This is a genomic window from Xanthobacter tagetidis, assembly GCF_003667445.1.
GTDB classification, from domain to species: Bacteria; Pseudomonadota; Alphaproteobacteria; order Rhizobiales; family Xanthobacteraceae; genus Xanthobacter; species Xanthobacter tagetidis.
Genome location: NZ_RCTF01000004.1, coordinates 118,673 through 136,038, shown reverse-complemented (window position 1 = coordinate 136,038; position 17,366 = coordinate 118,673). Strand labels below are relative to the sequence as shown.

Sequence of the window (17,366 nt, the reverse complement as noted above, 5' to 3'; positions counted from 1 at the left end):
GTCACCCGCTAATCGGGTGCCATGGCCGAACCCCTTTCCTCCTCCTCCATGCTGCGCCGCGCGCGCGACCTCCTCCCGAAAAGCTTGCGGAGCGACCTGCCGGTGGTGCCGGTGGTGCGCCTGTCGGGCGCCATCGGCATGAATTCGCCCTTCAGCCAGAGCCTCACCCTCGCCGGGGTGGCGAAGCCGCTGGAGAAGGCGTTCGCGATGAAGAAGGCGCCGGCGGTGGCGCTGCTCATCAGCTCGCCCGGCGGGGCGCCGGTGCAGTCGCATCTGATCTTCAAGCGCATCCGCGCGCTGGCGGAAGAGAAGGACAAGCACGTCTTCGCCTTCGTCGAGGACGTGGCGGCCTCGGGCGGCTACATGATCGCCTGCGCGGCGGACGAGATCTTCGCCGATCCGTGCTCCATCGTCGGTTCCATCGGCGTGGTGACGGCGGGCTTCGGCTTCAACGAGGCGATCGCCCGCCTCGGCATCGAGCGGCGCGTCTACACGGCGGGCGAGAAGAAGGTGATGCTCGATCCCTTCCGCCCCGAGCGCCCCGAGGACGTGGAGCGGCTCGACACGCTCTTGAAGGAACTGCACGTGGTGTTCGCGGACCTCGTTCGCTCGCGTCGCGGCGAGGCGCTGAACGCGCCCGACGAGGCGCTGTTCTCCGGCGAGTTCTGGCTCGCCACCCAGGCCGCCGGCTTCGGCCTCGTGGACGGGCTGGGCGACGTGCGGTCGATCCTCAAGGCGCGCTATGGCGAGGACGTGCGGATGCCGCTGATCCAGACGCCCGGCCCGTTCTTCCGGCGCCGGCCCGGCGGCTTCGGCGCCGAAGCCGCCCACGGCGCCCTGGCGGCGCTGGAGGAGCGCATGCTCTGGAGTCGCTTCGGTCTCTAACCGCGCAGCAGCAGGCGGGCGATGTCGGCCTTGAGCGCCGGCAGCAGCTCGGCCTCGAAGAACGGGTTGTTCCGGATCCAGCCGGTGTTGCGCCAGGAGGGATGCGGTAGCGGATAGACCATGGTGTGCCCGCCGGCGGCTGCGGCGGCGCGCACCGCGCGCCAGTTGGCCACCGTCTCGGTGAGGCCGCGGCCGACCAGGTGGCCGAGGCCGAGGCGCGTCAGGTGATAGGCCTGCGCCGGCCGCCCCACCGCCAGCACCAGAGCGAAGTTCGGCAAAGCCGCGAACAGCGCGTCGTGCCAGGCGGCGGCGCATTCGCGCCGGGGCGGCAGGTCCGCGCCCTTGGCGTCCTGTCCCGGAAAGCAGAAGCCCATGGGCGCGATGGCGATGCGCGCCACGTCGTAGAAGGTGTCGCTCCCCACCCCCATCCAGGCGCGCAGCCGGTCGCCCGAAGCGTCGGTGAAGGGCAGGCCGGAAAGGTGCACCTTGGTGCCCGGCGCCTGGCTCGCCACCAGGATGCGGGCGGTGGAGGAGACCCGCAGCACCGGCCGCGGCGCATGGGGCAAAGGCGCGCCGCGCGGCGCCTCGACGCACAGCCGGCAGGCGCGGATGCGCGCGACGAGCGCGTCGAGCGCGGCGTCAGATGTCGAGTTCGAGGCCATCCTCCGCCACGCTGAAATGGGCGCCGTCCACCTCTGCGCGCCGCGCCCACATGGCGTCGCCCATATGGGTGAGCAGGATGCGCCGGGCGCCGAGATCGGCGCGGCGCGCGGCGATGGTGCGGTAGGCGAGATGGCCCACCGGCGAGCCCTCGAACATGTAGCTCTCGCAGATGAAGAGGTCGGCGCCCTGGGCGATCGGCAGCAGCGCCTCGGTCCATTCCGTGTCGCCGGAGAAGGCGAGGGTGCGCGTCCCGTCGGTGAGGCGCAGCGCGGTGGAGGGTGCGCCGGAGGGGTGGATCACCTCGGCGGTGGTGAGCGTGAACGGGCCATGGGTGGTGGTGGAGCCCGGCTCCACCTCGATCACCTCCCAGGCGAAGCGCCAGGCATTGGCGCTCATGCGCGGGAACAGCGCCTCCATGGTGGTGACGAGGCGCGCCCGCGTGCCCGGCGGGCCGACGATGGCGAGCGGCTTGGTGCGCCGGTGCACGAACTGCCCGTCCAGCAGCAGGAAGGGCAGGCCGCCGAAATGGTCGCCGTGCAGGTGGCTGAGGAAGATGATGTCGATCGCCGCCGGATCGAGCCCCATCCGGTTGAAGGCCACCGGCGCGCTGGCGCCGAAGTCCAGCGTCGCCGTCAGCCCGGCGGCCGCGACGAGATAGCAGGAATTGCTGCGCCCGCCGGAGCCGAACGCATCCCCGCAGCCGACCACTGTCAGGTGCATGTCGGATCAGGCCTTCGCGCTCGGGCGCTCGGAAACGACGCTCTTCCAGCGCAACAGGTGACTGAACGTCTCGGGCACCTCGACGCGGATCACGCGCATGAAGTCGAGCGCCACCAAAGCGGTGATGTCGGCCACCGTGAAGCGGTCGCCGGCGATATAGGCGCGCTCCGCCAGTTCCAGGTTCAGGAATTCGAGATAGGCCATGACCTTGGGCCGGTTGGCCTCGCCCCATTCGGGCACCTGCGGCACCTCCATTTGGGCCATGCCGGGATTGGTGTGGCGCAGCACGAACATGATGGGATAGAGCAGCTCCAGCTCCACCCGGCGCTGCCACATCTCGATCACGCCCTGCTCCACCGGGGTGCGGCCGAACAGGTTCGGCTCCGGCTTCTCAGCCTCGAAATAGCGGCAGATGGCCATGGTCTCGGTGATGACCGTGCCGTCGTCGAGCACCAAGGCCGGCACGCGCTGGCGCGGATTGATGCGGGTGAAGTCGGCGCTCTTCTGCTCCAGCTTGCCGAGGTCCACCGGCACCAGCTCTACCGAAATATCCTTCTCCGCCAGGAAGATGCGCACCCGGCGCGGGTTCGGTGCACGTCCCGAATCGTAGAGCTTCATGGCGTCGGCCTCTCCTCGCATCATGTTGTTGGCGACGCACAAAACACCCCGCCGGGGCCGGACGCAAGGCATGCCGGCGGCCCGCCGCCATGCGTTCGCGGGGGAGCGGTAGGGGCGTAGATGGCCGCTTGGGGGCGCCGTCAGCCGCGCGGCGCGCCCTGGCGTGCCAGCCATTCGGGAAAGGTGGCGCCGGCGTAGCCCTTCTGCGCCACGTAGCGGAACATGGCGGAAAATTCCGGCGGCGCCAGCAGGCCCGGCATGCGCGCCACCTCCTTCACCTTGCCGTCCACCTCGGCGAAGAACTGGAAGGTGGGCGTGGCGCGGATGCCCTCGCGGGTGCCGAGCGCCTTCTCGGAAAGGCGGGCGCCGTCGAAGAACGTGACCTCGCGGGCGCCGAACAGGTCGAGATGGACGATGTCGAAGTTCGCCTTGATGGGACCCTCGATGGCGGCGTCGGCGAAATACTCGGTGTGCAGGCGCTTGCACAGGGGGCAGCCGCGCTGGCTCCACTGGAGCGCGAAGCCATGCCCCCTGGCGGCGGCCGCGGCGAGGTCCTCCTTGAGGTCCAGGAAGCCCTCCACATACCAGTCCTGGGTGTAGAGCCCGTCGTCGCCGAGCCGCGTCGCGGCGGGGGCCGGGCCGGCCGCGAGGCCGCTGGCAAGGCCGCCGGAGAGCGCGCCGGCGATCAGCGCGCGGCGCGTGGGTCCGGATGCGGCAGTGCGGTTCGCTCCCATGGCGTCCTCCTCGTTCGTGTCAGCCGATGGCGCCGAAGGCCGGCACCCGGTCGAGCAGCCATTGCGCCACCTCGGGCATCAGCCCGGTGACGAAGATCAGCCCGGTCGCCACCAGCAGGGCGCCCGAAATCTTCTCGATCAGCCCCATGCGCTGCTTCACCGCCGCCGCCCAGGCGAGGAACGGGCCGGCGAACAGGGCGGCGAGCAGGAAGGGGATGCCGATGCCGGCGGCATAGAGCGCGAGCAGCAGCGCCCCGCGTCCAAGAGAGGCCTCGGCGCCGGCGACGATCAGGATGGCGGCCAGCACCGGCCCGACGCAGGGCGACCAGCCGAAGCCGAAGGCGAGGCCGATGACATAGGCGCCGAGGAGCCCGGCCGGCTTCTCGCGCACCTCCAGCTTCGCCTGGCGGTAGAGCAGGGGGATGCGCAGCAGGCCCAGCATGTGCAGGCCGAACACGATCAGCAGCACCCCCGAGGCGATGGTGAGCGGGCCGGCATAGCGCATCAGCGCCTGGCCCAGCGTCGACGCGGTGGCGCCGAGCAGGATGAAGACGGTGGAGAATCCCAGCACGAAGGCGAAGGCCGCCGCCACCACGGCCCGGTTCGCGGGCCGCGCCTTCGCGCCGGCATCGGCGGGCGCGGCCTCGGCGGCGCCGGCGAGGAAGCCGAGATAGGCCGGCACCAGCGGCAGCACGCACGGCGAGGCAAAGGACAGGAGACCGGCGACGAAGGCGCCGGGCAGGCTCACATCCAGCGACATGGCGCGCCCTCCCGGCGCTCTTCCCGGCGCTTTCCGCCGGTTTGTCCTGCCGCGCTGTTTGGTCTCGGGCGGATTTGATCCACCTCAATCCGGGACGCGGCGTTCGGTGGAAAAAGATATTCGAATGCGATAATATGTAAAGCCGAACCCGGCCCCGAACGGCATTCGACGGAGTGGCCCGACCATGGTGAGCGTGCGCGTGCGCAGGAGCATCAGCGCGAGCATGAGCGCGAGCGTCCTTGCGGGCTCCCTGCTGGCCCTTCTCGCGCTTTCGGGGGCGGCGCGGGCGGCGGAGCTGGTGATGTTCGAACGCCCCGGCTGCGCCTATTGCCGGCAGTTCGACGCCGAGATCGCGCCGATCTACGACCGCACGGAGGAGGGCCGCCGGGCGCCGCTGCGCCGCGCCACCCTGTCCGGCGGCCTCGGCGCGCTGTTCGGCGGCGATACGGGCGGCATCGCGCTTGCAGCGCCGGTGCGCTATGCGCCCACCTTCGTGCTGGTGGAAGGCGGGCGCGAGGTGGGCCGCATCACGGGATACATGTCGCAGGAAGCGTTCTGGGGGCTGCTCGACGCCATGACACGCGATCTCACGCGCGATCTGCCGGCCAGGGGGCTGCCTGCCACGGCGCGCAACTGAAGCGGACGAAGAAGAAGGGAGCGGGCCGGCATCGGCGACGTGCACAGTTTGCGGACTGCGGCGAATTTTTCATCCCGAAAGGTTCGACCTTCGCGATTCCCGCTCTAAGATGCACCGCACACAGCCGCTGGCGCGTCCGTGCGCTGCGGGTCGCCGACTGAAAGGTCTGGAACACGACGATGCCAATCCTGTCCACGCGGATCGAGGACGAGCTGCGCGAAGGCCCGGAGATTTCGCCCGAGCTGGACCAGCTCATGCGCAACGCCCGCAAGGCGAGCGACTTCCTGAAGGCCCTCTCCCACGAGAACCGGCTGCTGCTGCTGTGCCTTCTGGCCGAGCGCGAGCGCTCGGTCACCGAGCTGGAGAACATCCTCTCTCTGCGCCAGCCGACGGTGTCGCAGCAATTGGCGCGGCTGCGGCTCGACGACCTCGTCACCACCCGCCGCGACGGCAAGACGATCTATTACAGCCTCGCCAACGACGATGTGCGGCGTGTCATCTCGGTGATCTACTCGATTTATTGCGAGCCCGCCGCCGCCAGCGAGAAATAAGCGCCCGCAAGGGGGCGGGCCGCCTCCGCCGCGATCGGCGGGCCTCGTTCGATCCGCATTGCCTATTGCGGGATCGGCAAAAGGCCGAGAAAATATTCCCTAACGGCGCCTGCTCGGCGGCCGGGTGGCGGCCGAGGGTGCGCAGCGGCCGCCGGATGCCTTGGCTGTGGCCCTCGGGCCGCGTGGTCCTTGGCGGCGCGTCCCGAACGTCCGAGCCTTCGAAGAATGCGCCGGCGACCGCCGAGCCGTCATGGCCGGCGGCGTCACGGGAGGACCGGCGCATGGACATTTCGAACCCGTGGTGGGTCGCGCTCGCCGGCCTCCTGGTCGGCGGCGTCGCCGGCTTTGCCGTGTTCCGCGCGCGCCTGTGCACCTTCGGCGCGCTGGAAGACGCCATGGTGGGCGCCGACTTCCGCCGCCTGAAGGTGTTCGGCCTCGCGCTCGGCGTCGCCCTCATCGGCACCCAGCTTCTGGTGGCGCTGGATGTGCTCGCGCCAGAGCGCACCAATTATGTGGGCGCCGCGCTGCCGTGGTTCGGCATCCTGTTCGGCGGGCTGCTGTTCGGCCTCGGCATGGCGCTGGTAGGCACCTGCGCCTTCGGCTCGCTGGTGCGGCTCGGCGGCGGCGACCTGCGCAGCCTTGTGGTGCTGATGGTCTATGGCGCGGTCGCCTATGCCACCCTGCGCGGGGCGCTCGCCGGCTTCCGGGTGGACGTGATCGAGGGTGTGCAACTGCCCATGCCCGCCGGCACGCAGTCCGATCTGCCCTCGCTGCTCGGCCGCGTGAGCGGCGTCGATTTCCGGCTGGCGCTGGCGGTGGTGCTCGGCCTCGGCCTCATCGGCCTCGTCTTCGCCGATGCCCGCCTGCGGCGCGCACGCCGGCTCGTCACCGCCGGGGCGCTGCTCGGCCTCGCGGTGATCGCGGGGTGGATGGCGACGCTGTTCCTGGTGGACGAGTTCGCGCACCCCGTCGCGCCGCAGAGCCTCACCTTCGTCTCGCCGGTGGCGCGCGGCTTCTTCGGGCTGGTGTTCGTCACCGAGAGCCTCGCCGAGTTCGGCATCGGCTCGGCCGCCGGCGTGGCGCTCGGCTCGGCGCTCGCCGCGCTGCGCGCCGACGAATTCCGCTGGGAGGCGTTCGACGACCCGCGCGAGATGAAGCGCCACCTTCTGGGCGCCGTGCTCATGGGGGTCGGCGGCATCCTGTGCGGCGGCTGCACCATCGGCCAGGGCATCACCGCCGGCTCCCTGATGGCGCTGTCCTGGCCGCTGGCGGTGCTCGGCATGGCGGCCGGCGCGCGGCTCGGCATCGCCTTGCTGATGGAAGGCTCGTTCACCGACTTCCTGCGCGGCACCGCGCTCGCCTTGCGCGAGCGGCGGGCCGGCGGCGGCGGCGACGGGCCGCGGTGAGGCTGCTCCGGCCGGCGGCCTCCTTTGCCGCCGCCCGGCAGATCGACGACGCGGCCCCGTTTCTGAAGGCCGCGGCGGCGCTCACTCGGCGGGCTTGAGCCGGCCGGCGGCCTCGGCCGCGCGCTCGCGCGGGCCGAAGTCGCCGTCCACGTCGGCGCCCAGGTCCGCCCGCCACGGCCGCCAGCGCTCCAGCGCCACGAGGCCGAGACGATCGCCCCCGCAAGGCCAGCCGCCAGCATCCAGTAGGGGATGCCGGTGAGGTCCATGAAGGTGATCTTGCCCGGCCCGCCAGTGAGCAGCATCGGCTTCAGGGTGGGCTCCATATAGGCGAAGGTCATGGCGCCGGCTATGCCGCCGAGCAAAGTGAAGATCGCGTCGCGGTAGCCGACCCCCACCTGCGCCAGCACCGTGCCCGGGCAGGCGCCGGCGAGCGCGATGCCGGCGCCCAGCACCAGGCCGCCGATCACGTCCGCCGCATAGAGCGGTCGCAGGCCGGCCGGCAAGAGGGAACCAAAGAGGGAACGCTAGGGGGAACGATGGAGCAGGTGGCAGCGCGTCCCAACCGCATTCCATGGCCGCCGCTGCTCTATGGCGCAGCGCTCGGTCTTGGGATCGCGCTCGGCCGGCTGTCCCCGCTCGGCTGGCCGCAGGAGCCGGCCGGCGGCGCCCTGCGCATGGCCGGCGGTGCGCTCGCGGTGCTCGGGCTTGCGCTCGATCTCTGGTCGCTGGCGACGCTCCACCGCGCGCGCACCAACATCCTGCCGCACCGCGCCGCCGAACGGCTGGTGACGCACGGTCCTTACGGGCTGTCGCGCAATCCCATCTATCTCGGCAACACGCTTCTGGTGCTGGGGCTCGGCGCCGTCTTCGCCAATGGGTGGATCATGGCGGCGGCGCTGGGCGCGGCGCTCGCCACCGACCGGCTCGCCGCCCGGCGCGAGGAGGCGCACCTTGCGGCGCGCTTCGGCGCGGATTTTTCGGCCTATCGCGCCCGCGTGCCGCGCTGGATCGGCCGGCCCCGGGGACAGCAATCGAGCTGGAAGCGCTGATGCGAGAGGGCCGCGCGCGACGCGGAACCCTCTCCCGCGTGCGGGGGAGGGCAGGGTGGGGGACGTGCCCGCAGCCGGATCGGCGCGCCGGCCGAAACCGAGAGCGGAACGGCCGGCCCCGCGCCCCTACTCCGCCGCCGCCCTGCGGGCCGGGTCGTAGTTGAGGATGGGGGCGAGCCAGCGCTCGGCCTCCTCCACGCTCCAGCCCTTGCGGGCGGCGTAGTCCTCCACCTGGTCGCGCTCGATGCGTCCGACGCCGAAATAGGCGCTTTCCGGGTGCGCGAAATAGAGCCCCGACACCGAGGAGCCGGGCCACATGGCGAAGCTCTCGGTGAGGTGGATGCCGGCCAGCGCCGTGGCGTCCAGCAGCTTGAAGAGCGTCGCCTTCTCGGTGTGGTCGGGCTGGGCCGGATAGCCCGGCGCCGGGCGGATGCCGCGATACTTCTCGCCGATCAGGTCGTCGTTCGAGAGCGTCTCGTCCGCCGCATAGCCCCAGAACTGCGTGCGCACCAGATGGTGCATGCGCTCAGCGAACGCCTCGGCGAGGCGGTCGCACAGGGCCTTGAACAGGATCGAGGAATAGTCGTCGTTGGCGGCCTTGAACGCCTCCGAGCGGTCCTCCTCGCCGACGCCGGTGGTGACCGCGAAGCCGCCCACATAGTCCGGGACGCCGCCGTCGAGCGGGGCGACGAAGTCGGCGAGCGCGAGCGCCGACTTGCCCTCGCGGCGCGGCAATTGCTGGCGCAGCGTGTGCAGCGTCGCGAGCGGCGTCTTGCGGGTGTCGTCGCGGAACAGGAGGATGTCGTCGCCCACCGCATTGGCCGGCCAGAAGCCGATCACCGCGCGCGCCGTCACCCACTTCTCCTCAACCATCTTCTTCAGCATCGCCTGTGCGTCGTCGAACAGCGCGCGCGCCGGCCCGCCGACCACGGGATCGGAGAGGATCGCCGGGTAGCGCCCGGTCAGCTCCCAGGACTGGAAGAACGGCGTCCAGTCGATGAAGGGCACGAGGTCGGCGAGGTCGTGGTCCTCGAACACGCGGGTGCCGAGGAAGCTGGGCTTGGCCGGCGCCTCGGCGGCAAAGTCGAGCTTGAGCGCGTTCTCGCGCGCCTTGGCGAGCGGCACGCGCTGCTTGGCGGCGTCGGCGCGGGCGTGGGCCTCGGCGAGCTTCGCGTATTCAGCGCGGATGTCGGCCACATAGGCCGGCTTGGTCTCCGGATTGAGCAGGTTCGAGACCACGCCCACCGCGCGGCTGGCATCGGTGACGTAGACCGCCTGGCCGCGGGCATATTGCGGCGCGATCTTCACCGCCGTGTGGACGCGCGAGGTGGTCGCGCCGCCGATCAGCAGCGGCACGTGGAAGCCCTCGCGCTCCATCTCGGCGGCGACGTTCACCATCTCGTCCAGCGAGGGCGTGATGAGGCCGCTAAGGCCGATCACGTCCACCTTCTGGTCCTTGGCGGTCTGCAGGATCTTGGCCGCGGGCACCATGACGCCGAGGTCGATGACCTCGTAATTGTTGCACTGGAGCACGACGCCGACGATGTTCTTGCCGATGTCGTGGACGTCGCCCTTCACCGTCGCCATCAGCACCTTGCCGGCGGCCGAGGCCTCGGTGAGGCCCATCTCCGCCTTCTCCTTCTCCATGAAGGGCATGAGATAGGCCACCGCCTGCTTCATCACGCGCGCGGACTTCACCACCTGGGGCAGGAACATCTTGCCGGCGCCGAACAGGTCGCCGACCACGTTCATGCCGGCCATCAGCGGGCCCTCGATGACGTGCAGCGGCCGGGCGACGTTCCGGCGCGCCTCCTCGGTATCGGCCTCGACGAACTCGGTGATGCCGTTGACCAGCGCGTGCTCCAGGCGCTTCTCCACCGGCCAGGTGCGCCAGGCGAGGTCGGCCTCCTTCTTCTCCTTGCCGGCGGCGCCCTTGAAGCCCTCGGCGATCTCCAGCAGGCGCTCGGTGGCGTCGGCGCGGCGGTTCAGCACCACGTCCTCGCAGGCCTCGCGCAAGGCCGGTTCGATCTCGTCATAGACCGCGAGCTGGCCGGCATTGACGATGCCCATGTCCATGCCCGCCTTGATGGCGTGGTAGAGGAACACGGCGTGCATCGCCTCGCGCACCGGCTCGTTGCCGCGGAACGAGAAGGACAGGTTGGAGACGCCGCCCGAGATGTGGGCGTGCGGCAGGTCCTGGCGGATCCAGCGCGTCGCCTCGATGAAGTAGACGCCGTAGGGCGCGTGCTCCTCGATGCCGGTGGCCACCGCGAAGATGTTCGGGTCGAAGATGATGTCCTGGGGCGGAAAGCCCATTTCGGTCAGGATCTTGTAGGCGCGGGCGCAGATCTGCGTCTTGCGCTCGAAGGTGTCGGCCTGGCCCTCCTCGTCGAACGCCATCACCACCACCGCCGCGCCGTAGCGGCGCACGAGGCGGGCCTGGGCGCGGAAATTGTCCTCGCCTTCCTTCATCGAGATGGAATTGACGATGCCCTTGCCCTGGATGCGCTTGAGGCCCTGCTCGATGATGGACCACTTCGAGGAGTCCACCATCACCGGCACCTTGGCGATGTCGGGCTCGGAGGCGACGAGGTTCAGGAAGGTGATCATGGCGGCCTCGCTGTCGAGCAGGCCTTCGTCCATGTTGATGTCGATCACCTGGGCGCCGCTCTCCACCTGGTCGCGGGCGACCGCGAGGGCGGCGGGGAAGTCGCCGGCGGTGATGAGCTTCCGGAAGCGCGCGGAGCCGGTGACGTTGGTGCGCTCGCCCACGTTCACGAACGGGATTTCCGGCGTCAGCTCGAACGGCTCCAGCCCCGACAGGCGCAGGCGCGGGGGGATTTCGGGCACGGCGCGCGGCGCCTTGCCGGCCACCGCCTCGGCGATCGCGCGGATATGGTCGGGCGTGGTGCCGCAGCAGCCGCCGACGATGTTCACGAGGCCGGAGGCGGCGAACTCGCCCACCAGCGCCGCCATGGCCTCCGGGCTCTCGTCATAGAGGCCGAACTCGTTGGGCAGGCCGGCATTGGGATAGGCGCACACCAGCGTGTCGGCGACCCGGCCGATCTCGGCCACGTGCGCGCGCATCTCCCTGGCGCCGAGCGCGCAGTTGAGGCCGATGGAGAACGGCTGCGCGTGGGCGAGCGAATACCAGAACGCCGCCGGCGTCTGGCCCGAGAGCGTGCGGCCGGACAGGTCCGTGATGGTGCCGGAGATCATCACCGGCAGGCGGAAGCCCAGGTCGTCGAACAGCCCCTCGATGGCGAACACCGCCGCCTTGGCGTTCAGCGTGTCGAAGATGGTCTCGATCAGGATGATGTCGGCGCCGCCGTCGATCAGGCCCTCGGCCTGCTCGCGATAGGCGGCGGCGAGCTCGTCGAAGGTCACGGCGCGGAAGCCGGGGTCGTTCACGTCCGGCGAGATGGAGGCGGTGCGGTTGGTGGGGCCGAGCGCGCCGGCGACGAAGCGCCGGCGGCCGTCCTGTTCCTGCGCCTCAAGCGCCGCCTCGCGGGCGAGGCGCGCGCTCTCCAGGTTCAGCTCATAGGCCAGCGCCTCCATGCCGTAGTCGGCCTGGGCGATGGTGGTGGAGGAGAAGGTGTTGGTCTCGACGATGTCCGCGCCGGCGAGGAAATACTTGAGGTGGATCGCCCGCACCGCGTCCGGCTGGGTGAGGCTTAGCAGGTCGTTGTTGCCCTTCACGTCGCGCGGCCAGTCCTTGAACCGGTCGCCGCGATAGCCCGCCTCGTCGAGCTTCAGGCCCTGGATCATGGTGCCCATGGCGCCGTCCAGGATCAGGATGCGCTCGGCCGCGGCCGCGTTGAGGGCGGCGTGGATGTCGGCGGCGCGGCCGGCGTCTGCGCGAAGGGTCTGGGCGCTCATGGCTCGGTCTCGGTCTCCGGCGGCGGGCCGCCTTGGGAAGGGTCCGGCGGGAGGCCGGGCAATTCATCGGGAGGACTGCGGGAGCGCGACGCGCCCCCTCTCCCGCCTGCGCGGGAGGGAAAGGGAGGGGGCCGGGCCGCTGCCGGATAGGCGGCGCGGCGCGGTCCTGTCCCTTTCCCCCTCCCAACCCTCCCCCGCAGGCGGGAGAGGGCTTTGCGTCATCTTTTCCCGCCGTCTCAGGCGGTCGGTTTGCGCGGGGTCGGCGGCTTCTTGCCTGGGCCCTTCTCCAGCACGGAGAGGCGCTTCTCGATGCCCTCGAGGCGCTCTTCCACCTCGGCGGCGGCGTAGCGGCCGAGCACGCTCTCGCCGTTGATGGCCTGGCGCAGGCTGTCGAGCTTCTTGTCGAGCGTATCGAAACGCTTGTCCTGCGCGTCAAAACGTTTGTCGTGCGCGTCGAGCTTCTCGCGGATTTCCCGGAGCAGGCTCAGCACCAGATTCTGCGGTTCCCCTGGCATGTGGCTCTCCTCACACCGCGATCGCCTGCGGCGCCTCGGCCGCCTTCGGGCGCAGGCCGATGAGGTGGCAGATGGCGTAGACGAGGTCGGCGCGGTTCAGGGTATAGAAATGGATATCCGTGACGCCGCGATCAACAAGGTCCGTCACCTGCTCGGCCGCCACCGCCGCGGCGATCAGCTTGCGCGTCTCGGCGTCGTCGTCGAGTCCCTCGAAGCGCTTCAGCAGCCAGGACGGCACGCTCGCGCCGGTTCGGGTGGCGAAGTTCGAGGCCTGCTTGAAATTCGTCACCGGCAGGATGCCGGGCACGATGGGGATGTCGATGCCCTTGGCGCGCACCTTGTCGAGATAGCGGAAATAGACGTCGTTCTCGAAGAAGAACTGGGTGATGGCGCGGGTCGCGCCGGCATCCACCTTGGCCTTCAGATAGTCGATGTCGGCGTCGATGCTCGGGCTCTCCGGGTGCTTCTCCGGATAGGCCGAGACCGACACCTCGAAGTCGCCGAGCCGCCTGATGCCGGAGACCAGGTCGCAGGCATGGGCGTAGCCGTTCTCGTGCGGCACGTACTTCGTGCCGACGCCGGTGGTCGGGTCGCCGCGCAGGGCGACGATGTGCTTCACCCCGGCCGTGCCGTAGCCGCGGATCACCTCGTCGATCTCGTCCCGCGTCGCGGCGACGCAGGTGAGGTGCGCGGCGGGGTGCAGATCGGTGTCCCTGACGATGCGCGAGACGGTCGCATGGGTGCGCTCGCGGGTGGAGCCGCCGGCGCCGTAGGTCACCGACACGAAGCGCGGCGCGAGCGGCGCCAGCCGGTCGATGGAGGCCCACAGCTGCTTCTCCATCTCCTCGTTCTTCGGCGGGAAGAACTCGAACGAGACCGAGATCGGCGCCTTGTCCGTCTGGCGGCTCGCCCGCACGGCGTCAGTCATCACGCAACCTCCCTTTGGGCGCCCGCCATCAGCATGCGCGGGTCGCGGGCGAGCCAGATGGAAACCACGAGCCCGTCCTTGGCGCCGCCCTCGGGAACGAGGGTGCGGAACGACACCGGACGAAGGCCCGCCTGCGCCAGCCACGCCTCCATCTGCTCGCGCGCGAAGCCGAGCCGGCGGTGGGCGTGGTCGTCGCGCAGGAATTCGAGATCGTGGGGCGCGAAGTCCACCACCAGGAGCCGGCCGCCGGGGCGCAGCACCCGCGCCGCCTCGGCCAGCGCGCGTGCCGCGTCGTCGAGGAAGTGCAGCACCTGGTGGAGGATCACCACGTCGAACGAATCGCGCGGCGCAGGAATGGCATAGATGTCGCTCTGGCGCACCGTGCAGTGGCGGATGCCGGCGCGCTCCAGGTTGGCGCGCGCGACGCCCAGCATGTCGGGCGACAGATCGAGGCCGATGCCGCGCTCGATCTCGGGCGCGAACAGCTCCAGCATGCGGGCGGTGCCGGTGCCGAGGTCGAGCAGGCTGTGGATCGGCTCGCCGCCGAGCGCCTCGCGCACGGCGCCTTCGACCGCCGCCTCGGGCACGTGCAATTTGCGGATCTCGTCCCAGCTTTTCGCATGGGTCGAGAAATAGGCCTGTGCCGCGGCGGCGCGGGCGGCGCGCACGTCGGCGAGGCGCTCGCGGTCGCGGGTGAGCAGCCCGTCCTGCCGGTCGAGCAGCGCCAGGAGGCGGGAGACGAAGGCCCGGCCCGCCCCCTCGGTGGCGCAGCGGTAGAAGATCCAGCTCGCCTCGCGGTGGCGCTCGACCAGGCCGGCATCGGCCAGGAGCTTTAGATGGCGGGAGATTCTCGGCTGCGACTGGCCGAGGATGTCGGTCAGGTCGGAGACCGTCAGCTCGGCTTCCGCGAGCACCGCCAAGAGGCGCAGCCGCGTGCTCTCGCCCGCGGCCTTGAGGCCTTCGAGCGCGAACGGGAAGGGGAGTGCGGCATTCGATGATGACATAAGGATATGTTTATATCGTTCGCGAGGCGGGTGCAAGCATCGCGGATGGGTGCACGCGGCGCGCAGGTAGGGCAGGGCAGGCCCGGCCGGCGCAGATCACGTTTTGCGGCGAACGCCCATGCCGCGTTGCACCAGGATGCAGCGCAAGATAAAGCGCTGAGAGAGGCGCCGTGCACCCTTCGGGCCTGCGGCGCGTCGGCTTTCCAGGACGGCGTGCCCGGCCTCGGGGGTTCATGGACGGGGAAAGCCGCGTCGCCTGGGCCAATTTGGGCGGGCAAGGCGGGGAACCGGAGAAAGTCTCAGTCCGTTTCCAATTTCGTCACGTTTCAAGGTTAACAGCTTTTGTCATGATGCTGCGTCAGACCTTCCTCATCGCTGCCTTCGGGGCGTCCCTCGTGTCCCTGCCGGCGTTCGGCCAGGGTGCCTATGGCGGCTATGCCATGCCGGCGGAGCCCGACACCCCGCCCGGCAGCGTCGGCGGCTATGGTGCGCCGCCGCCCGGCTACAACGATCCCTATGCGCGGCCGATGCCCGGCCGCAGCAGCGACGCGGTGGAGCGGACCAATCTGGCGCCGCCTTCGGGCCAGCCTCAGGGCTACACGCCGTCCGTGCCGGCCCCGCAGCAGGCCTATGGCGCGCCGGCCCCGGCCGAATCGGGTCAGCCCATGTCCATCACGCCGCAGCAGCCTTATCCGCAGCAGCAGGCATATCCCCAGCAGGGCTACCCGCAGCAGCAGCAGGCGTACCCGCAGCAGGCGTATCCGCAGCCCGGCTATCCCCAGCAGGGCAACGTGCAGCAGGCCTATCCGCAGCCGGGCTATCCGCCGGCCGCGCAGCCGGATTATTCCCAGCAGCAGGCCTATGGCGTGCCGAGCCAGCAGGGCTATGTCGCGGCGCCGCCTGCCGGCGTCTATAGCCCCAATGCCGCCATGGTGCCCGGCACCCAGGAGGCGCCCTCCGGCCCGCGCATCGAGGATGTCGACCCGGCCGAGCCGGTGCCGGATCGCTTCCGCCGGCAGACGGTGGACTATGTGACGACCCAGCCCGCGGGCACGATCGTCATCGATACCCCGAACACCTACCTCTATTTCGTGCTCGGCAACGGCAAGGCGATCCGCTACGGCATCGGCGTCGGCCGCGACGGCTTCACCTGGGCCGGCACCGAGAAGGTCACCCGCAAGGCGGAATGGGCCGACTGGCGCCCGCCGGCGGAGATGATCCAGCGCCAGCCCTATCTGCCGCGCTTCATGGCCGGCGGACCGGGCAATCCGCTCGGCGCCCGCACCATGTATCTCGGCGGCACCATCTACCGCATCCACGGCACCAACGAGCCGCAGACCATCGGCAAGTTCGTGTCGTCGGGCTGCTTCCGCATGCTGAACAACGACGTGGAAGACCTCTACGACCGCGTGAAGGTGGGCACCAAGGTGGTGATCCTGCCCAAGCCCGGCGGCGCCCAGGCCAATGCGGCCGGCGCCTCGGCTCCGATCACGACCGGCTCGACCCCGTCCGCCACCGCCCAGCGCTGACGCGCGGCAGAAGGCACGGATGACGACAGAGGGCGCGCCCGCAAGGCGCGCCCTTTTCGCGTTCGGCTTGAGGCGCGCTCACATCAGCGAGGCGGCCACGTTCACGCCGAGCGCGATCACCGCGGTGTTGAACAGGTAGGACGCCACCTGGTGGCCGAGGACGAAGCGGCGCAGGCGCTGGGAGTTCACCGTCACGTCCGAGGTCTGGGCCGAGGTGCCGAGGTTGAACGCGAAGTAGAGAAAGTCCCAGTAGTCCGGGCGGCCGCCGCCGGGAAAGCCGAGCGGCGGCGCGGCATCGGGAATGTCCGGGTCGTAATATTCCCGCGCATAGTGGAACGCGAACAGGGTGTGGAGGAACAGCCACGAGGCGAGCAGGGTGCCGACCCCGAGCGCGATGTGCGCCGAGCGCGGCGCATTGGGCGGCGCCGCGGCGGCGAGCACCACCGCCACCAGGCTCGACGCGGTGGCGACCACCGCCACCACCAATGCGATCCAGGCCCCCTCGTCGTCGTCCTCGGCGCGGCGCCGCACCTCGGCGGCGTCGCACCTCAGCACCAGCGCCACCGCCAGTGCCAGCCACACCGCCGCGCCGGCATCGAAGGCGATGAGGTAGCGCATGCTGGCGCGCGGGATCGGCGCCAGCGCGAACACCGCCGCGGCGACGGCGATTGCGAGGATCAGCCGCAGGTGCGGCCGGAGCCAGCCGGGCAGCCGTGTGCGCAATGCCGTCTTCCATGCGGGCGGCTGGCGCCTGGTCTTGTCCATCTCTCGGCCTCCCGGCAGTGCGGCTCTCGATCACGGAAACGTTATGTCGCGCATCCGACTGCTGTATGATGCCATTTGTCCGCCGGACGCGCCGCGAGTCGCGGCAACCTGTCCCGGCGCGCTTGGAGACGGTCCATGACCATGCCTGCTTCTGCCCCCTCCGCCGCCGCCATCGACGGGCTGCAATCCATCCGCGCCAGCTGGGGCTGGTTCGTCGCCCTCGGCGTCGCGTTCGCGATTCTCGGCTTCGTCGCGCTCGGACACGTGCTCGCCTCCACCCTGGTCACGGTGCTCTATGTGGGCGCGCTGATCGTGGTGGGTGGCGTGGTGCAGGTGATCCACGCCTTCCGCGTCAAGGGCTGGGGCCGCTTCTTCTTCTGGCTGCTGGCCGGCGTGCTCTACGTCGTCGCTGGCGCGCTCATGATGTACAACCCGCTGCTCGGCGCCGGCGTGCTGACCCTGATGGTCGGCGTCGCGCTGGCGGTGGAAGGCGCGTTCCGCATCGCCGCCGGCTTCGGCACCCGCCCGGCCGCCGGCTGGGGCTGGATCGTCTTCGCCGGCCTCATCACGCTGGTGCTGGGCCTCATCATCATCGCCCGCTGGCCGGTGAACTCGCTCTACATCCTCGGCCTGTTCCTCGGCATCGACTTGATCGTGAACGGCGTCACCACCGCCATGTTCGGCCTCGCGCTGCGCGGCAAGAAGGCCTGAGCGGCGCCCTTT

17 protein-coding genes and 1 pseudogene are annotated in these 17,366 nt (G+C 70.4%); 7 read left to right on the top strand and 11 right to left on the bottom strand.

Annotated elements, in window-relative coordinates; genetic code table 11:
• The first annotated feature begins 21 nt into the window (after nucleotides 1–21).
• Nucleotides 22–885, top strand: a complete 864-nt coding sequence (locus tag D9R14_RS06695; protein WP_121622545.1) for a S49 family peptidase — start codon at nucleotides 22–24, stop codon at nucleotides 883–885.
• Here D9R14_RS06695 and D9R14_RS06690 read toward each other — a convergent pair.
• From D9R14_RS06690 to D9R14_RS06670, 5 genes are all read right to left on the bottom strand, one after another.
• Entirely contained in the window at nucleotides 882–1,547 is a 666-nt protein-coding gene (locus D9R14_RS06690; RefSeq protein WP_121622544.1) for a uracil-DNA glycosylase family protein, read from the bottom strand. The genes D9R14_RS06695 and D9R14_RS06690 overlap by 4 nt on opposite strands.
• On the bottom strand, nucleotides 1,525–2,268 hold the full coding sequence (locus D9R14_RS06685; RefSeq protein WP_121622543.1) for an MBL fold metallo-hydrolase: 744 nt from the start codon (nucleotides 2,266–2,268) through the stop codon (nucleotides 1,525–1,527). The genes D9R14_RS06690 and D9R14_RS06685 overlap by 23 nt, the downstream gene beginning before the upstream one ends.
• 6 nt (nucleotides 2,269–2,274) lie before the next feature.
• Complete coding sequence (locus D9R14_RS06680; RefSeq protein WP_121622542.1) at nucleotides 2,275–2,886, bottom strand: glutathione S-transferase family protein; 612 nt, start codon at nucleotides 2,884–2,886, stop codon at nucleotides 2,275–2,277.
• Between the two features lie 140 nt (nucleotides 2,887–3,026).
• A complete protein-coding gene (locus D9R14_RS06675) occupies nucleotides 3,027–3,620 on the bottom strand; it encodes a SoxW family protein (RefSeq protein WP_121622541.1) in 594 nt (197 codons plus the stop codon).
• A gap of 19 nt (nucleotides 3,621–3,639) precedes the next feature.
• Nucleotides 3,640–4,380 (bottom strand): cytochrome c biogenesis CcdA family protein, encoded by a 741-nt coding sequence (locus D9R14_RS06670; RefSeq protein WP_121622540.1) that lies wholly within the window; start codon nucleotides 4,378–4,380, stop codon nucleotides 3,640–3,642.
• Nucleotides 4,381–4,564: 184 nt separating this feature from the next.
• Here D9R14_RS06670 and D9R14_RS06665 point away from each other — a divergent pair, with 184 nt between their 5' ends.
• The 3 genes from D9R14_RS06665 (at nucleotide 4,565) to D9R14_RS06655 (ending at nucleotide 6,974) form a co-directional block, all read left to right on the top strand.
• Nucleotides 4,565–5,017 (top strand): thioredoxin family protein, encoded by a 453-nt coding sequence (locus D9R14_RS06665; RefSeq protein ID WP_121622539.1) that lies wholly within the window; start codon nucleotides 4,565–4,567, stop codon nucleotides 5,015–5,017.
• A gap of 179 nt (nucleotides 5,018–5,196) precedes the next feature.
• Nucleotides 5,197–5,568: an ArsR/SmtB family transcription factor gene (locus tag D9R14_RS06660; RefSeq protein WP_121622538.1), complete on the top strand. Its 372-nt coding sequence runs from the start codon at nucleotides 5,197–5,199 to the stop codon at nucleotides 5,566–5,568.
• A gap of 281 nt (nucleotides 5,569–5,849) precedes the next feature.
• Nucleotides 5,850–6,974 carry a YeeE/YedE family protein gene (locus D9R14_RS06655; protein WP_121622537.1) on the top strand — a complete coding sequence of 375 codons (1,125 nt, stop codon included), beginning with the start codon at nucleotides 5,850–5,852 and terminating at the stop codon, nucleotides 6,972–6,974.
• Between the two features lie 242 nt (nucleotides 6,975–7,216).
• Here D9R14_RS06655 and D9R14_RS23575 read toward each other — a convergent pair.
• A pseudogene (locus D9R14_RS23575) lies at nucleotides 7,217–7,426 on the bottom strand (YeeE/YedE thiosulfate transporter family protein); the annotation flags it as partial.
• Between the two features lie 84 nt (nucleotides 7,427–7,510).
• Between D9R14_RS23575 and D9R14_RS06645 the strand changes: the two are divergent.
• Entirely contained in the window at nucleotides 7,511–8,023 is a 513-nt protein-coding gene (locus D9R14_RS06645; protein ID WP_121622536.1) for a methyltransferase family protein, read from the top strand.
• Nucleotides 8,024–8,149: 126 nt separating this feature from the next.
• Here D9R14_RS06645 and metH read toward each other — a convergent pair whose 3' ends face one another.
• The 4 genes from metH to D9R14_RS06625 all read right to left on the bottom strand — a co-directional run bounded on the left by metH (nucleotide 8,150) and on the right by D9R14_RS06625 (nucleotide 14,349).
• A complete protein-coding gene (metH, locus tag D9R14_RS06640; protein ID WP_121622535.1) occupies nucleotides 8,150–11,902 on the bottom strand; it encodes a methionine synthase in 3,753 nt (1,250 codons plus the stop codon).
• A gap of 236 nt (nucleotides 11,903–12,138) precedes the next feature.
• Nucleotides 12,139–12,417, bottom strand: coding sequence for a hypothetical protein (locus tag D9R14_RS06635; RefSeq protein WP_121622534.1), 279 nt, complete (start codon nucleotides 12,415–12,417; stop codon nucleotides 12,139–12,141).
• A gap of 10 nt (nucleotides 12,418–12,427) precedes the next feature.
• Entirely contained in the window at nucleotides 12,428–13,345 is a 918-nt protein-coding gene (metF, locus tag D9R14_RS06630) for a methylenetetrahydrofolate reductase [NAD(P)H] (protein WP_121622533.1), read from the bottom strand.
• The gene (locus D9R14_RS06625) at nucleotides 13,345–14,349 is read right to left on the bottom strand and encodes an ArsR/SmtB family transcription factor (RefSeq protein WP_121622532.1); all 1,005 of its coding nucleotides are present in this window, start codon (nucleotides 14,347–14,349) and stop codon (nucleotides 13,345–13,347) included. Before D9R14_RS06625 ends, metF begins: the two co-directional genes overlap by 1 nt.
• Before the next feature lie 347 nt (nucleotides 14,350–14,696).
• Here D9R14_RS06625 and D9R14_RS06620 point away from each other — a divergent pair, with 347 nt between their 5' ends.
• Nucleotides 14,697–15,878, top strand: a complete 1,182-nt coding sequence (locus D9R14_RS06620; RefSeq protein ID WP_245420608.1) for a L,D-transpeptidase family protein — start codon at nucleotides 14,697–14,699, stop codon at nucleotides 15,876–15,878.
• 78 nt (nucleotides 15,879–15,956) lie between these two features.
• Here D9R14_RS06620 and D9R14_RS06615 read toward each other — a convergent pair whose 3' ends face one another.
• Nucleotides 15,957–16,643, bottom strand: coding sequence for a DUF1345 domain-containing protein (locus tag D9R14_RS06615; RefSeq protein ID WP_121622531.1), 687 nt, complete (start codon nucleotides 16,641–16,643; stop codon nucleotides 15,957–15,959).
• 135 nt (nucleotides 16,644–16,778) lie between these two features.
• Here D9R14_RS06615 and D9R14_RS06610 point away from each other — a divergent pair, with 135 nt between their 5' ends.
• Complete coding sequence (locus D9R14_RS06610) at nucleotides 16,779–17,354, top strand: HdeD family acid-resistance protein (RefSeq protein WP_121622530.1); 576 nt, start codon at nucleotides 16,779–16,781, stop codon at nucleotides 17,352–17,354.
• The last annotated feature ends 12 nt before the right edge of the window (nucleotides 17,355–17,366 follow it).